Annotated in this window: 15 protein-coding genes; 8 read left to right on the top strand and 7 right to left on the bottom strand. The window is 71.1% G+C overall.

Annotated features, from left to right (window positions below; translation table 11 throughout):
- The first annotated feature begins 222 nt into the window (after nt 1-222).
- Nucleotides 223-960 carry a transcriptional repressor LexA gene (gene lexA / locus PQI07_RS21465; RefSeq protein ID WP_053608492.1) on the top strand — a complete coding sequence of 246 codons (738 nt, stop codon included), beginning with the start codon at nt 223-225 and terminating at the stop codon, nt 958-960.
- Here the strand turns inward: lexA and PQI07_RS21460 are convergent.
- On the bottom strand, nt 954-3,245 hold the full coding sequence (locus tag PQI07_RS21460; RefSeq protein WP_274927353.1) for a ComEC/Rec2 family competence protein: 2,292 nt from the start codon (nt 3,243-3,245) through the stop codon (nt 954-956). The two genes, lexA and PQI07_RS21460, sit on opposite strands and share 7 nt — an antisense overlap.
- Before the next feature lie 192 nt (nt 3,246-3,437).
- Here PQI07_RS21460 and gltX point away from each other — a divergent pair, with 192 nt between their 5' ends.
- From gltX to PQI07_RS21445, 3 genes are all read left to right on the top strand, one after another.
- Complete coding sequence (gene gltX / locus PQI07_RS21455) at nt 3,438-4,865, top strand: glutamate--tRNA ligase (protein WP_053608494.1); 1,428 nt, start codon at nt 3,438-3,440, stop codon at nt 4,863-4,865.
- 230 nt (nt 4,866-5,095) lie between these two features.
- A complete protein-coding gene (gene gltA / locus PQI07_RS21450; RefSeq protein WP_012319002.1) occupies nt 5,096-6,385 on the top strand; it encodes a citrate synthase in 1,290 nt (429 codons plus the stop codon).
- Nucleotides 6,386-6,441: 56 nt separating this feature from the next.
- Entirely contained in the window at nt 6,442-7,335 is an 894-nt protein-coding gene (locus PQI07_RS21445; protein WP_274927352.1) for a DNA-3-methyladenine glycosylase family protein, read from the top strand.
- A 529-nt stretch (nt 7,336-7,864) separates the two neighbouring features.
- Here the strand turns inward: PQI07_RS21445 and parC are convergent.
- Both parC and recO read right to left on the bottom strand, forming a co-directional pair.
- A complete protein-coding gene (gene parC / locus PQI07_RS21440) occupies nt 7,865-10,111 on the bottom strand; it encodes a DNA topoisomerase IV subunit A (protein ID WP_274927351.1) in 2,247 nt (748 codons plus the stop codon).
- 248 nt (nt 10,112-10,359) lie between these two features.
- The gene (gene recO, locus PQI07_RS21435) at nt 10,360-11,079 is read right to left on the bottom strand and encodes a DNA repair protein RecO (protein ID WP_043349601.1); all 720 of its coding nucleotides are present in this window, start codon (nt 11,077-11,079) and stop codon (nt 10,360-10,362) included.
- Between the two features lie 131 nt (nt 11,080-11,210).
- On the opposite strand from recO, the gene PQI07_RS21430 reads away from it, so the two are divergent.
- Together PQI07_RS21430 and PQI07_RS21425 are read left to right on the top strand one after the other, a co-directional pair.
- The gene (locus PQI07_RS21430) at nt 11,211-11,624 is read left to right on the top strand and encodes a hypothetical protein (RefSeq protein WP_053608498.1); all 414 of its coding nucleotides are present in this window, start codon (nt 11,211-11,213) and stop codon (nt 11,622-11,624) included.
- Nucleotides 11,625-11,643: 19 nt separating this feature from the next.
- Nucleotides 11,644-12,339: a gamma-glutamylcyclotransferase gene (locus PQI07_RS21425; RefSeq protein ID WP_043757238.1), complete on the top strand. Its 696-nt coding sequence runs from the start codon at nt 11,644-11,646 to the stop codon at nt 12,337-12,339.
- Nucleotides 12,340-12,342: 3 nt separating this feature from the next.
- Here the strand turns inward: PQI07_RS21425 and PQI07_RS21420 are convergent, their stop codons facing one another.
- Nucleotides 12,343-12,486: a hypothetical protein gene (locus PQI07_RS21420; RefSeq protein WP_164706385.1), complete on the bottom strand. Its 144-nt coding sequence runs from the start codon at nt 12,484-12,486 to the stop codon at nt 12,343-12,345.
- A 175-nt stretch (nt 12,487-12,661) separates the two neighbouring features.
- Between PQI07_RS21420 and PQI07_RS21415 the strand changes: the two genes are divergently transcribed.
- On the top strand, nt 12,662-13,285 hold the full coding sequence (locus PQI07_RS21415) for a hypothetical protein (RefSeq protein ID WP_043349609.1): 624 nt from the start codon (nt 12,662-12,664) through the stop codon (nt 13,283-13,285).
- Here the strand turns inward: PQI07_RS21415 and dnaE are convergent.
- The gene (gene dnaE / locus PQI07_RS21410; RefSeq protein ID WP_274927350.1) at nt 13,282-16,800 is read right to left on the bottom strand and encodes a DNA polymerase III subunit alpha; all 3,519 of its coding nucleotides are present in this window, start codon (nt 16,798-16,800) and stop codon (nt 13,282-13,284) included. The two genes, PQI07_RS21415 and dnaE, sit on opposite strands and share 4 nt — an antisense overlap.
- 538 nt (nt 16,801-17,338) lie before the next feature.
- On the opposite strand from dnaE, the gene PQI07_RS21405 reads away from it, so the two are divergent.
- Complete coding sequence (locus PQI07_RS21405; protein ID WP_043354256.1) at nt 17,339-18,607, top strand: glycosyltransferase; 1,269 nt, start codon at nt 17,339-17,341, stop codon at nt 18,605-18,607.
- 182 nt (nt 18,608-18,789) lie between these two features.
- Here the strand turns inward: PQI07_RS21405 and PQI07_RS21400 are convergent, their stop codons facing one another.
- Nucleotides 18,790-19,050 carry a hypothetical protein gene (locus tag PQI07_RS21400; RefSeq protein WP_043354255.1) on the bottom strand — a complete coding sequence of 87 codons (261 nt, stop codon included), beginning with the start codon at nt 19,048-19,050 and terminating at the stop codon, nt 18,790-18,792.
- Nucleotides 19,051-19,420: 370 nt separating this feature from the next.
- Nucleotides 19,421-20,134, bottom strand: a complete 714-nt coding sequence (locus PQI07_RS21395) for an ABC transporter ATP-binding protein (RefSeq protein ID WP_043354253.1) — start codon at nt 20,132-20,134, stop codon at nt 19,421-19,423.
- Between the last annotated feature and the right edge of the window lie 3 nt (nt 20,135-20,137).

The raw sequence follows: 20,137 nt of genomic DNA, 5'->3' as shown, positions 1-20,137 counted from the left end.
GCGGCCCGGATCCGCCGCCTTCCCGGCGGGGCGCCGCGGTGCATTGAAACGGCTCCGCTTGCGCCGTCAATGCGTTTCTCGACCTTGCTCCCGTGAGCGCGGAGCGACGCGCCAAGCGTAGCGGTGCCGCCCTTGCGGAACACTTGCGGAACGTTTAACCTGTTCGTGATTTGTTTCAGAGACCGTCACGGGGCGGTCTGCCAAGCCGCGAGTCCCCCTTCGATGCTCACGCGCAAGCAGCTGGACCTCCTGCGTTTCATCCAGAGCCGGATGCAGGAATGCGGCGTCCCGCCGTCCTTCGACGAGATGAAGGACGCCCTCGACCTCAAGTCGAAATCCGGCATCCACCGGCTGATCACGGCCCTGGAGGAGCGCGGCTTCCTCCGGCGCCTGCCGAATCGGGCGCGCGCCATCGAGGTGATCCGCATCCCCGAGAGCCTGAGCCAGACGGTCCCATCTTCGGCCCCATCTTCGGCCCCGGCCGAGCCGCGCCGTTTCACCCCGAGCGTGGTCGAGGGCGGCAAGTCCAAGCATCCGCCGGCCCCGGCCAGCACGCGGATGATCGACGACGCCGGTCGTGCCATTTCGATCCCGGTGATGGGCCGGATCGCCGCCGGTACGCCGGTCTCGGCGATCCAGAACCAGAGCCATGCCATCACCCTGTCGCCGGATTTCGTGGCCGGCGGCGAGCACTACGCCCTGGAGGTGCGCGGCGACTCGATGGTCGAGGCCGGCATCCTCGACGGCGACCTCGTGGTGATCCGCAAGCAGGACACGGCCAATACCGGCGACATCATCGTGGCGCTGATCGACGACGAGGAGGCGACGCTCAAGCGTCTGCGCCGCCGCGGCTCCTCGATCGCCCTGGAAGCCGCCAACCCGGCCTACGAGACGCGCGTCCTCGGGCCCGACCGGGTCCGGATCCAGGGCCGCCTCGTCAGCCTCGTCCGCCGCTACTGAAGCGGCTCGGCCGGCGCGTCGCCGGGGGCGAGGTCCCCGCCCGACGCATCGGTTTCCGGAGGCGTTGTCGCCACGTCGTCAGAGGCGCGGGCCTCCGCGGAGGGCGCGGTGACCAATTGTGGCGGCCCCGACCCGTGTCCCGAGCGTGGTCGCCAAGGCACGGAGCGGCCATCGGCCCGGGCGTGACGGGCGACGAAGCCGTCGCCGTCGGACCTGAGGGCGACGGCGCCCTGGGCGGCCAGGACGCGCCGGTCGATCACCAGGGGGCCGGTGCAGGTCGGTGGGGCCACGAGACCCGTGATCAGCACCGCGGCGCGGGCGCAATCCTCCGGGAAGGCCCGCCGGTCCCGGACCAGGGCGACCGCCCGTCCGTCCGGCAGGCGCGCGGTGCATCCGAGCCGGTCACAGCGGCCGCTGCCCGATCGGACGATCAGTGCCCCGGCTCCCCGTCCATCGCCGTCCGCCTTCAGCCATTGTTCGAGAACGAAGCCGGACGGGCTGCCGAGGGCCGCGAGCCGTCCGTCCGGCCCCCGCACCGCGGCCCCCGCACCCTGCCGATCGACATAGAGGTCGTAGCGGTCGGGTCGGGCCGCGACGACGAGTCCGAGCAGGATCGGCGGCACGGCGAGCCAGCGCAGGCGGGAGGCCGGTAACGTCGCGAGCAGCAGGCCCGCGGTCAGCAGGAACAGCGCCGCGGTGCCGAAGGCCGGTACGACCACGATGGCCCGCTCGAACCTGGCGATCCACTGGGAGACGGCGAGCATGCCCCCCACCGCCTGACCCATCAGCCACCAGATCGGGCGGTCGAGGGCGAAGGGATAGGCGAGGATCCCGATCACCGCGGAGGGCATCACCACGAGGGAGACGAGCGGCAGGGTCAGGGCGTTGCCGACGAGGCCGAAGGGCTGGATCGTCTGGAAATGGTAGGTGGCGAAGGGTGCGGTCGCGACCTGCGCCACCAGGGTCGTGGCCAGGGTCCCGGTGACCGCCGAGAGGCCGGTGCCGACGAGCCGACCGAGCCGGCCCGCCCCGGGGCGCACGAACAGCCGCCCGTCGATCAGCCGCGCGCAGGCGATCAGCCCGGCCACGGCGCCGAAGGACATCTGGAAGCTCGGGCCGAGCAGGCCCTCCGGCTCCCGGGCCAGGGCGATCAGCGCCGCGAGGGCGAGGTTGCGCATCGACAGGGCCGGCCGGTCCACCAGGATCGCGCCCAGCATGATCAGGGTCATGATCAGCGAGCGCTCGGCGGCGATGTCCCAGCCCGAAAAGGCGCAGTAGGCGGTGACGCCGACCATGGCGAAGCCGGCCGCGATCTTCTTGATCGGCCAGAGGAGCGCGCAATGGGGGACCAGCGCGAGCAGCGCCCGCACCAGCCAGAACACCACGCCGGCGGCCAGCACCATGTGGAGGCCCGAGATCGACACAACGTGGTAGATGCCGGCGGCGCGCAGCGCATCGTTGGTCGCCGGGCCGATGAGGCCGCGCTTGCCGGTCACCAGGGCCGCCGCCACCGCGCCCGCCTGGCCGCCGGCGGCCTCCGCGATCCGGCGGGTGAGCCCGTTCCGGGCCGCGTCGAGCGTGGCGGCGAGCCGCAGGCGGAGGGGCGGCGGCTCGGTCGGCGCCCGGATCGTGACCGCCCCGACCAGGGAGCCCACCGCGCCGATCCCCTGGAAGTAGGCGTCTCGGGCGAAATCGTAGCCTCCGGGCCGGGCCGCCTCCGGGGGAGGCAACAACCGGGCGGTGGCGGCGACGACGTCCCCGGGAAGCGGGGTCGGCGTCTTGCGGAATGACACCCGCACCCGGGCGGGCCGCGCCTCCGGCGCGAGGCCGGCGAAGCTCTCCACCCGGATCAGCAGCCGGGCGCCGACCTCGCGCTCGTCCAGGGCCTCAACCGTTCCGATGAGGGGGCCGATGGTGGTGCGGGTGAGGACCGGGGCGGCGACCTCCGAGACCCGCCAGGCTGCCGCCGCGAAGCCGAGGAACGCGGCCGCCACCGCGAGCACCGCCGCCAGCGTCGCCGGGCGCGCGCCGAGGAGCGGGATCGGCGCCAGGGCAAGGGCGGCGGCGACAAGGGGCGCGGCCAGGCTCGGCGCGCCGTCGGTCGCCGCGAAATAGACCAGGATCCCCCCGCCGAAGGCCACCGCCAGCCAGGGGAACAGCCGGCGCTGCTCGGCGTCCCGGGCGAGGCCTTCGGCCACCCAGTGGCGGATGACCGGGAGGGCGGGCGCGCGGGGGCCGGCCAGCGCCACCGCGCCGCCCGCCAGCCTCGCGCCGATCCGCCGCATCGCCGCCGCCCCGTTCCGCGCGACCTGTCTCGGGGCCGGGCGATTCTGCGGGCGATTCTTAACGCATCCTCCGGCTCGTGCTACAGCCGGTGCTTCGTGCTACGGGCGCCCTGTCGAGCCCCTCGCCGCTCCGCCGCCCCTTCGCCGTCCGTCGCGCTCCGTCCGCGACCAGCCCCGGAACATACCGGACCGATGTCCTCAGCCGTCGTCACGCGCTTCGCCCCCTCGCCCACCGGCTACCTGCATATCGGCGGGGCCCGCACGGCGTTGTTCAACTGGCTCTACGCCCGCCACACCGGCGGCAAGATGCTGCTGCGCATCGAGGATACCGACCGGGAGCGCTCCACCAAGGGCGCGATCGACGCGATCCTCGACGGCCTGTCCTGGCTCGGCCTCGACTGGGACGGGGACGTGGTGTTCCAGTTCGCCCGGGCCGAGCGCCACCGGGCCGTGGCCGAGGAGCTGCTGGCGGCCGGCCGTGCCTACCATTGCTATGCCACCGCCGAGGAGCTGACCTCGATGCGGGAGACCGCCCGGGCCGAGGGCCGCGCCCCCCGCTACGACGGCCGCTGGCGCGACCGCGACCCGTCCGAGGCCCCCGCCGGGGTCAAGCCGGTGATCCGCCTGCGCGCGCCGACCGAGGGCGAGACCGTCGTCGAGGACGCCGTCCAGGGCCGCGTGACCTGGGCCAACAAGGACCTCGACGACCTCGTCCTGCTGCGTTCGGACGGGACGCCGACCTACATGCTGGCCGTGGTGGTCGACGACCACGACATGGGCGTCACGCAGATCATCCGCGGCGACGACCACCTCACCAACGCGGCGCGCCAGAGCCAGATCTTTTCCGCCTTGGGCTGGGACATTCCCCGGATGGCCCATATCCCGCTGATCCACGGGGCGGACGGAGCCAAGCTCTCGAAGCGCCACGGGGCGCTCGGCGTCGAGGCCTATCGCGATCTCGGCTACCTGCCGGCGGCCCTGCGCAACTACCTCGTGCGGCTCGGCTGGAGCCACGGCGACCAGGAGGTCTTCTCCACCGAGGAGATGGTCGCGGCCTTCGACCTCGGCGCGGTGGGGCGCTCCGCGGCGCGGTTCGACTTCGCCAAGCTCGCCAACCTCAACGGCCTCTACATCCGCACCAGCACCGATGCCGATCTCGTCGCGGCGATCGAGACGATCCTGCCCAATGTCGGTCCCGGACGCGGCCTGTCGGCGCCGCTGCAGCCCGACCTCAAGGACAAGCTCACCCAGGCCATGCCGGGCCTGAAGGAGCGGGCCAAGACGCTGATCGAGCTCCTCGACAGCGCCTATTACCTCTACGCCCAGCGGCCGCTGGCGCTGGACGACAAGGCCCGCGCCCTCCTCTCCGACGAGGGCCGCACCCGGCTCGCCGGGGTGCGGCCGGTGCTCGAGGCGCTGCCGGACTGGAATGCGGCCTCGACCGAGGGTGCGGTTCGCCAGTACGCGGAGGACGCCGGCTGCAAGCTCGGGCAGGTGGCCCAGCCCCTGCGCGCGGCGCTGACCGGCCGCACCACCTCCCCGCCCCTGTTCGACGTGATGGCGGTGCTCGGCCGGGCGGAAACCCTTGCCCGCCTGGGCGATCAGGTGCCGCAGGTCTGAAGCCACCGGGCGTAGCCGGGGAACTGCCGGCCCCGGCTCGAATTGCGCTTGGTGGAATTTGCTTGGCGTCGGGGTCGGGTTGTCACCGACCCCGTTGCTGCTGCAGTGCCGTTTGGGTAACCCATGCCTGTGAGCACCCGCAGCATAATGCGTGTGCTCAGGCCCCCGGGACCGACTCGGGCAGCCCGAGCCCGGCATCCGCCACGTCGCCAGAGAAGGGTCCACGATCCATGAGCGCACCCAGCACCATCACCGTGGACGGCAAGTCGATCGAGCTGCCGGTGAAATCCGGCACGATCGGGCCGGACGTGATCGATATCGGCAAGCTCTACGCCCAGACCGGCGCCTTCACCTTCGACCCGGGCTTCACCTCGACGGCGTCCTGCGAATCGAAGATCACCTATATCGACGGCGACGAGGGCGTGCTGCTCTATCGCGGCTACCCGATCGAGCAGCTCGCCGAGAAGGGCGACTTCCTCGAGACCTGCTACCTGATGCTGTTCGGCGCCCTGCCGACCGCCGCCCAGCGGGCCGATTTCGAGTATCGGGTCACGCGCCACACCATGGTGCACGACCAGATGAACCGGTTCTTCACCGGCTTCCGCCGCGACGCGCACCCGATGGCCGTGATGGTCGCCTCGGTGGGCGCCCTCTCGGCCTTCTACCACGACTCGACCGACATCACGGACGAGAGCCAGCGGCTGATCGCGTCGATCCGCATGATCGCCAAGATGCCGACGCTCGCCGCGATGGCCTACAAGTACTCGATCGGCCAGCCGTTCGTGTACCCGAAGAACGACCTCGACTATACCTCGAACTTCCTGCGCATGTGCTACGCGGTGCCGTGCGAGGAGTACGAGGTGAACCCGGTCTTCGCCCGGGCGCTCGACAAGATCTTCATCCTGCACGCCGACCACGAGCAGAACGCCTCGACCTCGACGGTGCGGCTCGCGGGCTCCTCGGGCGCCAACCCCTTCGCCTGCATCGCGGCCGGCATCGCCTGTCTGTGGGGCCCGGCCCATGGCGGCGCCAACGAGGCGGCGCTCAAGATGCTGATGGAGATCGGCACCCCGGAGAACGTCGGCAAGTACGTCGCCAAGGCCAAGGACAAGAACGACCCGTTCCGCCTGATGGGCTTCGGCCACCGGGTCTACAAGAACTACGACCCGCGCGCCCGGATCATGCAGAGCACCACCCATCAGGTGCTGAAGGAGCTCGGCAAGACCGACGATCCGCTGCTCCACGTCGCCATGGAGCTGGAGCAGATCGCCCTCAAGGACGAGTACTTCATCGAGAAGAAGCTCTACCCGAACATCGATTTCTATTCGGGCATCACCCTCAAGGCGATGGGCTTCCCGACCGACATGTTCACGGTGCTGTTCGCCGTGGCCCGCACGGTCGGCTGGATCGCCCAGTGGGCCGAGATGATTGAGGATCCGTCGCAGAAGATCGGCCGTCCCCGCCAGCTCTATGTCGGTCCGACCCAGCGCGACTACGTGCCGGTCGACCAGCGCGGCTGAGGCAGGACCACCTGTCCTGTGACGCGAGCGACGGGGCGGCCGAGAGGCCGCCCTTCGTGTTTGCGGGGGCGATCGAACGCCGCCTGCCCGTCCGGCCGCCCTACGACTGGGCGGCGATCCGCGCGTTCCTCGCCAAGCGGGCGATCCCGGGCGTCGAGGCGGCCGATCCCGCGGCGGCCTACGCCCGCACGATCAGCATCGCGGGGCGGCACGGGCTCCTGACGGTGGCGCCCGGCGCGGATTGCCTGCACGTCGCGCTGCGCGGTGTCGAGGCCGGGTACGCCGAGGCGGTCGCGGGGCGCCTGCGCCGCCTCTTCGACTGCGACGCCGATCCCGGCGCCATCGCGGCCTGCCTTGTCGGCGATCCGGTCCTGGCCCCGCTCGTCGCCGCGCGGCCGGGATTGCGCCTCCCCGGGGCCTGGGACCCGTTCGAGACCGGCTGCCGGGCGATCCTCGGTCAGCAGGTCTCTGTGGCGGCCGCAATCGGGCTTGCGGGCAAGCTGGTGGCGGCGTTCGGGACGCCTCTCGCGGAGCCGATGGGCGGGCTGACCCACGTCTTTCCCACGCCGGCGGATCTGGTCGAGGCGGATATCGCCCTGGCGCTCAACATGCCGCGGGCCCGCGGCGCGGCGATCCGGGCGCTGGCCGCGGCGGCTTTGGCCGATCCGGACCTGTTCGCCCCGGCGGAGTCGCTGGAGGCCGCGGTGCTCCGCTTCACGGCGATCCGCGGGATCGGTCCCTGGACGGCGCAGTACATCGCCATGCGGGCGCTCAAGCTGCCCGACGCCCTGCCGGTGGGCGATGTCGGCCTGCTGCGGGCGCTGGAGAGCCGCACCGGGCGTCCAAGCCCGGCGGCGCTCCTGGCCCGGGCCGAGGCGTGGCGCCCGTTCCGGGCCTACGCGGCGCAGCACCTCTGGGCGGCGGACGAGGCGGCTGTGAAGGCGCGGTGATAGGGGTGCTAATCCGTCGCTTCGGCGCCGCCGTCCTTGCGAGCGGAGCGAAGCAATCCAGTCGGCACCACGCTAACGTATGCCGCGTAGCCCTGAGTCACTTCGCTGTGCTCGCGATGACGGAGGGGCTGGTCGACCCGGTGCCCCGTGGTCGTTGTGGGGCCATGGATGGCGCCCTACAGGGGGCGGTGGCACGCACCACGGACCCTTTTTGCCCGTGACGACAGCCCAGCTCTTTCTTCTGGCGGTTCCGATCGGCGGCGGCGTGGTGGCCCTTGGCGCGCTCTGGCTCGATCAGCGTTCGCGCTGAGACCGTCTCCGAACGAGGCGCGATTCCCCTCTCCCGAGCGGGAGAGGGACAGGGATGAGAACGATCCGGAAGAGGCGCGACCCAAACGCGCGTCGATGGCGGGCTCAATTCTGATCCTTCTCGACCCTCACCCCAACCCTCTCCCGAACGGGAGAGGGAGCCTGTCGCGCCTACATGAACGGACGTGCGTATGGCCGTCCTCTTTCAGTCGGCCCCGCTTCAGCGCCCGAACCGCTCGAATTTCGGGAAGCTGCGCGCCATCATCAGCCCGACCTCGGCCCGGTGGCCGAGCCACTTCTCCAGCACCGACGCGTTGGCGAGCCGGCCCTCCGGTGAGCCGTCCTGCCAGGGCAGGCCGTCCGCCAGCTTGAACACGTGCGCGTCGAGCAGCCCGCCGCTGCGGCAGCGCTGGAGGCGCACGCCCTTGCCGCGGGCGAGTTCGGCCACCTCGGAGATCGGGAAGATCAGCAGCAGTTTTTCCGTGTTGACCACCGCGACGTGGTCGCCCTCGGCCGGCACCAGCACCGCCGCGGTGGCGTCGCCGTCGAGGCCCAGCACGTTCTTGCCCTTGCGGGTGTTGGCCACCAGCGCGTCGGCGGGCGCCACGAAGCCGCGCCCGTCCGAGCCCGCGATCAGCAGCTTGGTCTCGGGCCGGTAGGGCAGCGCCGCCACGATCTCGGTGCCGTCGTCGAGGTCGGCCATCAGCCGCACCGGGTCGCCGAAGCCGCGCCCGCCCGGCAGCTTCGAGGCTTCCAGCGTGAACACCTTGCCGTTCGTGGCGAGCAGCAGGATCTTCTGCGTGGTCTCGGTGGGGAAGGCGATCTTCAGGGTGTCGTCGCCCTTGAACGCAACGCCCGAGAGGTCGGCGACGTGGCCCTTGAGCGCCCGGATCCAGCCCTTGGTCGAGACGATCACGGTGATCGGCTCGCGCTCGACCAGGGCCGCGGTGAAGTCGATGCCGCCGACATCCGGGGGGCTCGCCAGCGTCGTGCGGCGCTTGCCGAGCTTGGTCTCGGGCCCGAAGGTCTTCTTCACGGCGCGGATCTGCGCCTGGATCGTCTTCCACTGCGCCGGCTCGGAGGCGAGCAGGGCGTCGATCTCGGCCTTCTCGGCGGTGAGCGCGTCGAACTCGCGCTTCAACTCCATCTCCTCCAGCTTGCGCAAGCTGCGCAGGCGGGTGTCGAGGATGGCGTTGGCCTGGATCTCGGTCAGCGCGAAACGGGCCATCAGGGCGGCCTTCGGCTCGTCCTCCTCGCGGATGATGCGGATCACCTCGTCGAGGTCGAGATAGACGATGAGCAACCCGCCCAGGATCTCCAGGCGGCGGTCGATCTGGCCGAGGCGGTAGCGCGAGCGGCGCTGCAGGACGACGCGGCGGTGGTCGACCCATTCCCGCAGGCACTCGGCGAGCCCGATCACCTTCGGCACGAGGCCGCCGACCAGGACGTTGAGGTTGAGCGGGATCCGCGCCTCCAGCTCGGTGAGCCGGAACAGCGATTCCATCAGGATCACCGGATCCACCGTGCGCGAGCGCGGCTCCAGCACGACACGCACGTCCTCGGCGGATTCGTCGCGCACGTCGGCGAGCAGCGGCAGCTTCTTCTCCTGCAGCAGCTCGGCCATCTTCTCGATCAGCCGGCCCTTCGGGATGCCGTAGGGGATCTCGGTGACGACGATGTTCCAGGTGCCGCGGCCGAGATCCTCCTTGGTCCAGCGGGCGCGGACCCGGAAGGCACCGCGGCCGGTGCGGTAGGCCTCGGCGATCGACTCGGCCGAATCCACCAGGATGCCGCCGGTCGGGAAGTCCGGCCCCTGCACGAACTTCGCGAGCTGCCCGGACGTCGCCTCGGGATGGTTGATCAGGTATAGCGCCGCGTCGCACAGCTCGGCGGCGTTGTGCGGCGGGATCGAGGTCGCCATGCCGACCGCGATGCCCTGGCTGCCGTTGGCGAGCAGGTTCGGGAAGGCCGCCGGCAGGACGATCGGCTCCTCCTTCTCGCCGTTGTAGGACGGCCGGAAATCGACGGTGTCCTCGTCGATCCCGTCGAGCAGAAGGCGGGCGACCTCGGTGAGCCGCGCCTCGGTGTAGCGGTAGGCGGCCGGACCGTCGCCGTCGATGTTGCCGAAATTGCCCTGCCCGTCGACCAGCGGGTAGCGCTGGGCGAAGTCCTGGGAAAGCCGCACCAGGGCGTCGTAGATCGCCTGGTCGCCGTGCGGGTGGAAGTCGCCCATCACGTCGCCGACGATCTTGGCGCATTTCTTGTGCGCGGTGTTGGGGTCGAGGCGCAGCAGCCGCATCCCGTAGAGGATGCGCCGATGCACGGGCTTCAGCCCGTCGCGGGCATCCGGCAGCGCCCGGTGCATGATCGTGGACAGCGCATAGGCGAGGTAGCGCTCTTCCAGCGCGGATTTCAGCTCGACGCTCTCGATCCCGTCGCCGGACGGCGGCTCGAAGGGCTGGCCCATGACGGCTCCTGTCTCAGGGCGGGGCCGCCGACCGGCAGCGCCGCCTTTCCGGATGGTTCGTCAGTCCGGGGCACCGAAGGCGAGCCCGGAATCCAGAACCACCGACCCTGTCCGAGGAGGCGGACGAACCTTGCGGGCCGAGCGATTCTGGATTCCGGGCCCCGCTTCGCGGCCCCGAAACGACGGGATGACACAGCCCGGGTTGAGCCGCGCTCAGACCCGGGCGCGATTAGAACATAGCGCGAACATTACCCGGCCTCGCGGCCGAGCGCAACGAATCGCGCCCGCTCCTCGGACGGCGCGAGGCCCCGCGGGCCCCAGACGTGCCGGTCGAGGAAGTACCCCGTCAAGGTAAACCCTTGGGCAACGCCGTCCGGACCCGGGGATCCGCCGGCGAGCAGGAAGGTTGGAAGCGCGAGAAGACGGTCCCGATAGGGCTCGCCCGCCGAGGCGCTGACCGCCCGGCCGCTCTTCGGCGAGACGTAGGCGAGGGCGTCGTTGCCGCCGGTGGCGGCGCAGGCTGTCAGGTCCAGGCCGAAACCGAGCTCCGACAGGATGGCCAACTCGAACCGCACCATCAGGGGCGGCGCGATGGCGGGGTCGTCGAGGTGCTCGACGAGGATCCCCGCCGCCGCGTAGAGCGCCGGATGCGGGTCGCGCTCGGGGAGGAGCCGCAGCAGCGCCGCGAGGTGTCCGATGCCGTATAGGGCCAGGCTCGATCCGATCAGCCGGGAGACCTGCGACTCGAGGGGCTCCACCGCGTAGGCGCCGAGGCCCTCGTCGAGGCGCGCCCGCCAGGTCAGCCGGACCCGGTTGCCGGGCTGGAGCACCGGCTGCATCCGCCGCGAGCGTCCGCCATGGACGAGGCCGAGATGGCGTCCATGGGCCTCGGTCATCGCCTCCAGGATGACGCCGGTCTCCCCGTGCCGGCGCAGGCCGAGCACCAGGGCGTCGTCGGTCCATTGCATCGAACGTCGCGTCGTGAGGTGAAAGGGGCGCGGCGCGCGACGGGCGCGTGCCGCTCGTTCTCCTCATATAGGGACCCGCAGCCTTCGGCGCTGTCCAGCCTCAGGCAGCCTTGGCCGGTTAGCGAGGGCCGATGCCGCCCCGCGCCGCTCTTGCCATCATCTTCGCCCTCGCCCTCGCCCTCGCCTCCGCCGGCGCGCAGGCCGGGCCGCGCAAACCGAAGCCCGCGGCCGAGGACGTGCCCTCCCCGGCCCTCCTCCAGCGGATCGCCGCCCTGGCGCTCAAGCAGGTCGCCTTCGGTTCGATCTCGCTGCTGCCGGTGCGCTTCGAGGGCAGCCGGATCGCCGGGCCGATCGCGGAGGGCGGCCGGGTGATCTACTGCGTGTCGGGCCGGATGTACGGCCGGACCTTCGGCAAGCCCGAGCGCCCGAAGGTGACGTTGCTCTACGAGGCCGACCGGCTCACGGTGCTCGACGACGACGAGGTCTGCACCGGCCATCGCACCCGGCCCTTCCCCGAACTCGACGCGCTTGGCAACAAGCCGTGAGGCCGCTGCGTTGAGAGCCATGCCCTGCGCGCCCGCCCGCACCCTCGACCTCAGCCTCGACCTGATCGCCCGCGCGCATTCCGTCCCGGTCCCCGACGACCCGAGCGCCCTCGACGTGCTGTCGGATTCGGAGTTGCGCCCGGGTTTGGAGGCGATCGTCGCCGGGCGCGAGGGCTGCGATCTCTGGGTCTTCGCCTACGGCTCGCTGATGTGGAATCCGGAATTCGAGGTCGCCGAGCGCCGGATCGGGACGGTGCGCGGCTTCCACCGCCGGTTCTGCCTGCTGCAGCGCCGGTTCCGCGGCACGCCGGAGCGGCCGGGCTTCGTCCTGGCGCTGGACCGCGGCGGCCTCTGCCGGGGCGTCGTGTTCCGCCTGCCCGGGATGGAGATCCGCGAGGCGCTGATGCCGGTCTGGCGCCGGGAGATGCGGGGCCGGGGCTACGTCGCCCGCTGGCTGCCGGTCGCCACCGAGACCGGAACCGTGTCGGCGCTGACCTTCCTGGCCAACCGCGCCAGCGACCGCTACGCCGGCCGCCTCTCGGACGCCGAAATCGCGGAAAAGATCGCCGCCGCCTGCGGGCACAAGGGACCGAGCGCCGAATACCTGTTCCGGACCGTGGACGCCTGCGAGCGCCTCGGCATCCGCGACCGCCATCTCTGGAATCTCCAGGCCCTTGTGGCCGCGCGGCTCAGGGCCTGTGCTCCGGGGGCGTGAGGTTCAGGTCCAGGCCCGCTTCATCACCACGGCGACACGTCCGCCCGCATGCTCGGCATCCGGATTGCGCGGCTCCCGGATCCCGGGGGCGCGGCCGGTGGTGACGTAGACCAGCAGGGTGAGGGCGAGCAGGATCTTCGTGCGCATGGCGACGCTCAAGCTTGAGCGCCGGTGCATAGGATCGATCGCTTTTTAAGGAGTTGCTGCGGTGCACACGGACGGGATCGCGGCCCGGTTCCTGCGGACGTGGTGAAGGAAGGGTTGCGGGCCGGCCGCGATCGTCTATGCCGCCGGCCCGGGAAGTCCACAGGTGGAGGATGAGATGCGGCTCCGGATCGGCGTAGCTCTGGCGGTCGTCGGCATCGCCGCCGTGGCTCTCCTGGCGGGGCCGCTGAGCCGCGGCGACAGGCTGTCCGACATCCTCACCGGGCGGACGCCGCTGCTCGCCGGCGGCACCCGGGCGCCCGGTGGCGGCGCGAACCTCACCGGCACTGCCGACCTGGGGACGGATCAGCGTCCGGCGACCCTTTACCTCGCCTGCGATCCGGGCGGAACCGGCCTGTCGGCGGCGCTGACGGTGCCGCGCTTCGCCGAGCTGGCGCCGCGCTTCGACTTCGCCGGGCTCGAAGGCTCCGGCAGCGCGACGCCGCTCACCGGCATCCTCGTCTCCAGTGCCGGCAGCGTGCGCTCCATGCGGATGCCCGTGCAGGGCGCGGCGACCGGGGCGGATTCGGGCTTCACCCTGACGGTGACGGGCGCCCGCCGCGGTGAGGATCCGCTGCGCGGCCTCGCCGTGGCGCTCACCCAGCCCGGCACCAAGCTCACCTGGACGCAGGCGAGCCCGCGCTCCGGCGATCCGGCCCTGACGGCGGTGTTCACGGTGGCGGAGAGCGACGCCGCCGCGCTGAAGGGCGCCCTCACCGGCTGCCTGGCGGCCCCGTTCTAGCTCACCTCCACCTGCACCACCCCCGGCACGGTCCGGAGCTGGCCGGCGAGCGTCGGCGTCGCCTGGAATTTGCCGGGCAGCCGGATCTCCACCTCGCGGCTGCCGCCATCGAGCTTGAGGATCAGCGACACCTCGCTCTCGCCGCGCATCGACAGGCGCTGCTGCACGGGGGCGACGCCGCGCGGGTCGCTCAGGTGGATGCGGATCCCCTTCTGGTGGCGGGCCACCGCCTGGTCGAGGGGCTCCGCGGTGAGGATCCGGGCGCGGACATCCTCGCCCTCCAAATTCGCCTGGAGCTGCAGCACCAGCGGGCGGCCCGGCTCGAGGATGTCGCGGTACTGGCCGAGCCCCTCGGAGAAGATGATCGCCTCGAAATGCGCGGTCCGGTCCGAGAGGGTGACGATGCCCATCTTGTTGCCGGTCTTGGTGCGCCGCTCCGCCCGGTCGAGCACGGAGGCCGCCACCCGGCCGACGCTAGAGGTCCCGGCCCGCACCGCGCGGCAGAAATCGGTCCAGCTCTGCACCCGCAGCTTGTCGAGCAGGTCGCCGTACTCGTCCAGCGGATGACCGGAGATGAAGAACCCGATCGCCGCGTATTCCCGCTTCAACGTGTCGGCCATCGGCCAGATCTCATGGGGCGGGATCCGCAGGGACACGTCGTCCGCCACCACGCCGCCGAACATGTCGGTGACGCCGGCCGATTCCGCCTCCGCCGCGCTGGCGGCGAGCTTCATCATCGGCTCCACCGCCGCGAAGGCGCGCGCCCGGTCGGGCTCGATGCAGTCGAGCGCCCCGGCCTGGACGAGGCTCTCCAGGGTGCGCTTGTTGATCTGCCGCGGGTTGAGGCGGCGGGCGAGGCAGGCCAGGTCCTTGAACGGCCGGTCGCCGCGGGCCTCCATCAGCGCCCGCACCGCCTCCCGGCCGACGCCCTTGATGGCGGCGAGCGCGTAGAAGATCTTGCCGTCGCGCACCTCGAACACCTCGCCGGAGGTGTTGATCGAGGGCGGCTCCACCGTGATCTTCAGGCGCTGGGCGTCCTGGCGGAATTCGGCGAGCTTGTCGGTGTTGTCGATGTCGAGGGTCATGGCGGCGGCCAGGAACTCGACCGGGAAGTTCGCCTTGAGATAGGCGGTCTGGTAGGTCAGCAGCGCGTAGGCCGCCGCGTGGCTCTTGTTGAAGCCGTAATCGGCGAACTTCGCCAGAAGGTCGAAGATCTCGTTGGCCTTGGCCTTGGTCAGCCCGCGCTCGGTGCAGCCCTTCAGGAACCGGTCGCGCTGCGCGTCCATCTCGGCGCGGATCTTCTTGCCCATGGCGCGCCGGAGCATGTCGGCCTCGCCGAGCGAGTAGCCTGCCAGGACCTTGGCGATCTCCATCACCTGTTCCTGGTAGACGATGATGCCGAAGGTCTCCTTCAGCATCGGCTCCAGCTTCGGATCCGGGTACCAGGACGCCTCGTTTCCGGCGTCGCGGCCGAGCTTGCGCTCGCAATAGACCGGGATGTTGGCCATTGGGCCCGGGCGGTAGAGGGCCACCAGCGCGATGATGTCCTCCAGCCGGTCGGCCTGCATTTCGCAGAGCGCCTTGCGCATGCCAGCCGATTCCACCTGGAACACGCCGACCGTCTCGCCCCGGCCCATCGGCCCGTAGGTGTTCGGATCGTCGAGCGGCAGCGACGCGAGGTCGATCTCGATGCCGCGCTGCTTCAGGAGATCGGTGCAGCAGCGCAGCATGGTCAGGGTTTTGAGGCCCAGGAAGTCGAACTTCACCAGCCCGGCCTGCTCGACCCACTTCATGTTGAACTGGGTCACCCGCATGCCGGTCTTCGGGTCGCGGTAGAGCGGGACCAGCTCCTCCAGCGGCCGGTCGCCGATCACCACGCCGGCCGCGTGGGTCGAGGCGTGCCGGTGCAGGCCCTCCAGCTTCTTGGCGATGTCGATGAGCCGGCCGACGATGGGCTCCTCCTCCATGGCCTGCTGGAGCTTGGGCTCGCCCTCGATCGCCTGGGCGAGCGTCACGGGGTTGGCCGGGTTCTGGGGCACCAGCTTGGTCAGCTTGTCGACCTGCCCGTAGGGCATCTCCAGCACGCGGCCGACATCGCGCAGCACGCCGCGGGCGAGCAGGGTGCCGAAGGTGATGATCTGCCCGACCTGCCCCTCGCCGTAGCGCTGCTGCACGTAGCGGATCACCCGCTCGCGGCCCTCGACGCAGAAGTCGATGTCGAAATCCGGCATCGAGACGCGCTCGGGGTTGAGGAAGCGCTCGAACAGCAGGCCGAAGCGCAGCGGGTCGAGGTCGGTGATCAGAAGCGACCACGCCACCAGCGAGCCGGCGCCGGAGCCGCGGCCCGGACCGACCGGGATGTCGTGGTCCTTGGCCCACTTGATGAAGTCCGAGACGATCAGGAAGTAACCCGGGAACTTCATCGACACGATGACGTCGAGTTCGAAGGCGAGGCGCTTGCGGTAATCCTCCTCCGAGAAGCCCGGCGCCGTGCCGTGCTGCTTCAGGCGCAGCTCCAGCCCGGCCTCGGCCTGCCGGCGCAACTCGGTCGGCTCGTCGGCCGAGACCGCCTGCACGCCCGTGTCCGCCGCCTCCGCCAGCGCCTCCGCCATGGGGGGCGTCTCGCCCGCCGCCACGGCGCCGAAATTCGGCAGGATCGGCTTGCGGGTGCGCGCCCGCACGGCGCAGCGCATGGCGATCTCGACGGTGGCCTGGAGCGCGTCCGGCAGGTCGCGGAACAGCGCGGCCATCTCGGCGCGGGTCTTGAAGGCGTGGCTCGGCGTCAGCCGGCGGCGGCGCTCGTCGGAGACGACGCGACCCTCCGCGATGGCCAGCAGGGCATCGTGGGCGTCGTAATCGTCGGGCTTGGCGAAGTAGGGCTCGTTGGTGGCGACGATCCCGAGGCCGTGGCGGCCGGCAAGGTCGAGAAGTGCGGTCTCGACCCGTCCCTCTTCGGGCAGGCCGTGGCGCTGCAACTCGACGTAGAGCCGGTCCTCGCCGAATGCCTCCTTGAGCCGCTGCAGGCGGCCGAGGGCCAGTTCCGGCCGCCCGGCCCGGAAGGCGGCATCGAGGGGCCCCGACAGGCCGCCGGTGAGGGCGATCAGTCCCTCCGAGGCTCCGACGAGGGCCGCGGCGTCCAGGCGCGGCGCTTCGCCGAGCGCCGTGTCGAAATAGGCGCGGCTCGCCAGCCGCAGCAGGTTGGCGTAGCCGGCCTCGTCCTGGGCCAGGAGCACGATGCCATGGTGCGTCGGCGCCTGGCGCTGGTGCGGATCAGCGGCCTCGAACGCCACCGAGAGCTGGATGCCGGCGATCGGCTGGACGCCCTCGCCGGCCGCCTTCTCGGAGAATTCGAGCGCCCCGAACAGGTTGTTGGTGTCGGTCAGCGCCAGGGCGGGCTGCCGGTCGGCGACCGCGGCCTTGATCAGGGAGCCGACCTTCAGCGCCCCTTCGAGCAGGGAATAGGACGAGTGGACGTGGAGGTGGACGAATCCGACCTCCTTGAGCTGGCGTGGCATGGCCGACCTTGTTCCGGGGTCGGCCAGCATCCCCGCTCGCCGGCTCCAAGTCGACGTGTGCCGGGCCGACGAGAGGCGATATCCACCGGTCGTGCCCCGGAAGCACCAGTTCCGGTCAGGCCTGTGGATTGTCGGCCGCGCCGGGCGGATCGCCTGTGCATAACCCGTCCATCGCAGGAACCGGGGGCGCCTTGGAAAAATCCGGCTAACGAACCGGTGCCAAGGCTATCGCCCAGGCGCCGACCGCCGCGAACAACAGCCCGAACGCCATGAACTCGACCATCCCGGTCAGGACCAACCGCTTCAGCATCGACCTGCCTCCCGTGTTCCGGTCCTAGTATGTTCATGTTTTGTTCCAATGGAAGGGCGTTCGGGCCACAAACCGGCGCCCGCTTATCGGTACAGTAAAAAGTGTCTTGATGCGGATCGGGCGGGCTGGCATGCCCCGCCTTCGAGACGAGCTCGTCACCGCTTGGGGGGTTCGAAGGAGTAAGCCATTCCCGCGCACCGGACGGTCGAACGGTTCGACGTCGCCCTCGTGGCCGTCGGCACGCACGGTGACGTGCTGCCGTTCATCGCGCTGGGTCACGAACTCCTGAAGCGCGGTCACGGCGTCTCGCTGGCGGCCCCGGCGCCCTTCGAGGCGATGGCCCGCCGGGCCGGACTCGCCTTCCAGCCCCTGGGTACGGTCGCGGATTACGAGGCGGTGATCCGCCAGCCGGATCTGTGGCACCCGCAGCAGGGCTTCCGCCCGATGTTCGATTACGCCCTGCAGGTGGCCGAGCCGGCCTGCCTGTGGCTCGGTGCGACCCGCGCCCGGGGGATCGACCTGCGGGTGGTCGCCTCGCCGCTGGGTTGGGGCGCCCGGCTCGCGCAGGATCTGTACGATCTCCCGACCGCGACGCTGCACGTCATGCCGTTCCTGATCGAGAGCCGGTACGATCCGCCGCGTCTGCCGGGCCTGCCGCTGCCGCGCGTCCTGCCGGCCTCCCTGCGGGCCTACGTGAATCTCGGCGTCGACAAGGTGGCGGTCGGCCCGTTCACGCTGCCGCCGCTCAACGCCCTGCGGGCCCGCCTCGGCCTCGATCCGGTCTACCGGCTGCGTCACTGGTGGAACAGCCCGACCGGCATGCTCCTCATGTTCCCCGACTGGTACGCGGAGCCGCAGGCCGACTGGCCGGGTCAGGCGGTGCAGCTCGGCTTCCCGCTGGTCGACCGGTTCGGCGACGTGGCGGCCATGCCGCCGGAGCTGGAGGCGTTCCTCGCGGCGGGCGACCCGCCGATCGTGTTCACCTACGGCTCGGCCATGCGCCAGGGGGCCGGCTTCTTTGCCACCGCGGTGCGGCTGTGCCGGCGGATGAACCGGCGCGGCGTCCTGCTCGCTCCCCAGGGCGGCCAGATCCCGAAGCCGCTTCCGGCCGGGATCATCCACCTGCCCTACGCGCCCCTGAGCGCCCTGTTGCCGCGCAGCGCGGCCCTGGTCCATCACGGGGGCGTCGGCACGGTGGCGCAGGCTTTGGCCGCGGGGATCCCGCAGCTCGTGGTGCCCGTGGCTTTCGACCATTTCGACGAGGGGCGGCGGCTGAAGGACCGCGATCTCGGCGCCACCTTGAGCCGCCGCGCCTTCCGTCCCGCACGGGCGGCGCGGGTGCTGGGCCGGCTGCTCGCCGATCCCGCCGTGGCGCGGGCCTGCGCGGCGGCCCGGGCACGGATGGCGGGGAGCTCCGACGCCATCATCGACGCCTGCGACTACGTCGAGAGGCTGATGCCGACCGAGGCCGGTTCCGGCCCCTCCGTCGCTCCCTGACCGCACCGGTCGCGCGGGGCGGCCCGAACGCGAGCGGCGCCGCCCCGGGGGGGGCGGCGCCGTCCGGTTACTGGCCGAGCAGAGTCGTGGCCGAGCCGACGAGCGTCATGAGCAGGCCGCTCACGAAGGCACCGATCATGACGTAGGAGAGAGCCTTCAGCTTCATCTGTCCTCGCGTCGGATCAGCAGCGGTAACCGCCGGCGGTCTGGCCGTACTGCTTCACCGGCCGGGTCTGCTGATCGGCGTTGCCTTCGGCGGCCGAGCTCATCGGGCAGCCCACGTAGTTGGGATTGTCATGGACACCGAGGCCGAGGGAGCCGGTCGTCTCAACCTCGTAGGGAGCGAAGCCGGTCCAGCGCGCGCCGTTCTCCGCCAGAGCGGACGAGATCGGAGCGGCACCAAGAACAAGAGCAGTGACGGCGGCGGCGATACGGGTCTTCATGGCAGGGCTCCAGAGATCACGCAGTACAGGCCGGTTGTTCGGCTCTGTTTTATCTAGCGTGATGATAAGATAGGGAGCCGGTGTCTTCCGTGACGTGACTCGCCGCACGCGACGGGACGGATTAAAAATCGTGTGCATTTATGGACGCGTGAAGCCAGGCATGGACTTCGCCGACGGCGCGGGCGGGGCGAACCGCGGGGTTGAAGGACCGCCCGCATGGCGCGTTGGGGGTGACGTCCGGGCGCACGAAGTCCGCCGCCGCCTTGACCGGAAGCGATCTTGAGCCGAGCCCGTCCGCGTCGATGCGCGCGGCGCCGCGCGCGCCGATCCGCGGACACACGGGACGGTCCGTGCGGACGCGTCGCCGGACTCAGTCGAGCTGCGTGATCAGCCCGTCGCGGATGGTCACCCGCCGGTCCATCCGGGCGGCCAGCTCGAGGTTGTGGGTTGCGACCAGAGCGGCGAGGCCCGAGGCGCGGACCAGCGCCATCAGGACCGAGAAGACGTGGCCTGCCGTCCCGGGGTCGAGATTGCCGGTGGGCTCGTCGGCCAGCAGGAGGCGCGGGCCGTTGGCCACCGCCCGCGCGATGGCGACGCGCTGCTGCTCGCCGCCCGACAGCTCGGCCGGGCGGTGCGGGAGCCGTTCCTTGAGGCCCAGGAAGCTCAGGAGTTCCGTGGCGCGGGCCTTCGCCTCCGGACCCTTCAGACCGCGGATGAGCTGCGGCATCACCACGTTCTCCAGGGCGGAGAATTCCGGCAGGAGATGATGGAACTGGTACACGAAGCCCATCTCCTCGCGCCGCAGACGGGTGCGCTCGGCATCGGCCATCGCCGCGGTGGGATGGCCGCCGATAAAGATCTCGCCCCCATCCGGCCGCTCCAGAAGGCCGGCCAGATGCAGCAGGGTCGATTTGCCGGCGCCCGACGGCGCCACCAGCGCCACCAGTTCCCCCGGCCAGATCGCGAGGTCAGCCCCGCGCAGGATCTCCAGGGCACCTTCGGCCTGGGGATAGCGCCGCTCGACGCGGGAAAAGAACAGGGCCGGGACCGGCTGGTCGCCGGTTGTCTGGCTCGACTCGCTCATCGG

Origin of the sequence: Methylobacterium sp. 092160098-2 (genome assembly GCF_028920805.1) — a bacterium.
Classification (GTDB): Bacteria; Pseudomonadota; Alphaproteobacteria; order Rhizobiales; family Beijerinckiaceae; genus Methylobacterium; species Methylobacterium fujisawaense.
The sequence above is the reverse complement of the archived record's forward strand: the minus strand, read 5'-3'. Positions and strand labels throughout refer to the sequence as shown.

Coding starts and splice junctions, on each gene's coding strand:
- lexA (WP_053608492.1), top strand. CDS start 223: ATGCTCACGCGCAAGCAGCTGGACCTCCTGCGTTTCATCCAGAGCCGG.
- PQI07_RS21460 (WP_274927353.1), bottom strand. CDS start 3,245: ATGCGGCGGATCGGCGCGAGGCTGGCGGGCGGCGCGGTGGCGCTGGCC.
- gltX (WP_053608494.1), top strand. CDS start 3,438: ATGTCCTCAGCCGTCGTCACGCGCTTCGCCCCCTCGCCCACCGGCTAC.
- gltA (WP_012319002.1), top strand. CDS start 5,096: ATGAGCGCACCCAGCACCATCACCGTGGACGGCAAGTCGATCGAGCTG.
- parC (WP_274927351.1), bottom strand. CDS start 10,111: ATGGGCCAGCCCTTCGAGCCGCCGTCCGGCGACGGGATCGAGAGCGTC.
- recO (WP_043349601.1), bottom strand. CDS start 11,079: ATGCAATGGACCGACGACGCCCTGGTGCTCGGCCTGCGCCGGCACGGG.
- PQI07_RS21430 (WP_053608498.1), top strand. CDS start 11,211: ATGCCGCCCCGCGCCGCTCTTGCCATCATCTTCGCCCTCGCCCTCGCC.
- PQI07_RS21425 (WP_043757238.1), top strand. CDS start 11,644: ATGCCCTGCGCGCCCGCCCGCACCCTCGACCTCAGCCTCGACCTGATC.
- PQI07_RS21420 (WP_164706385.1), bottom strand. CDS start 12,486: ATGCGCACGAAGATCCTGCTCGCCCTCACCCTGCTGGTCTACGTCACC.
- PQI07_RS21415 (WP_043349609.1), top strand. CDS start 12,662: ATGCGGCTCCGGATCGGCGTAGCTCTGGCGGTCGTCGGCATCGCCGCC.
- dnaE (WP_274927350.1), bottom strand. CDS start 16,800: ATGCCACGCCAGCTCAAGGAGGTCGGATTCGTCCACCTCCACGTCCAC.
- PQI07_RS21400 (WP_043354255.1), bottom strand. CDS start 19,050: ATGAAGACCCGTATCGCCGCCGCCGTCACTGCTCTTGTTCTTGGTGCC.
- PQI07_RS21395 (WP_043354253.1), bottom strand. CDS start 20,134: ATGAGCGAGTCGAGCCAGACAACCGGCGACCAGCCGGTCCCGGCCCTG.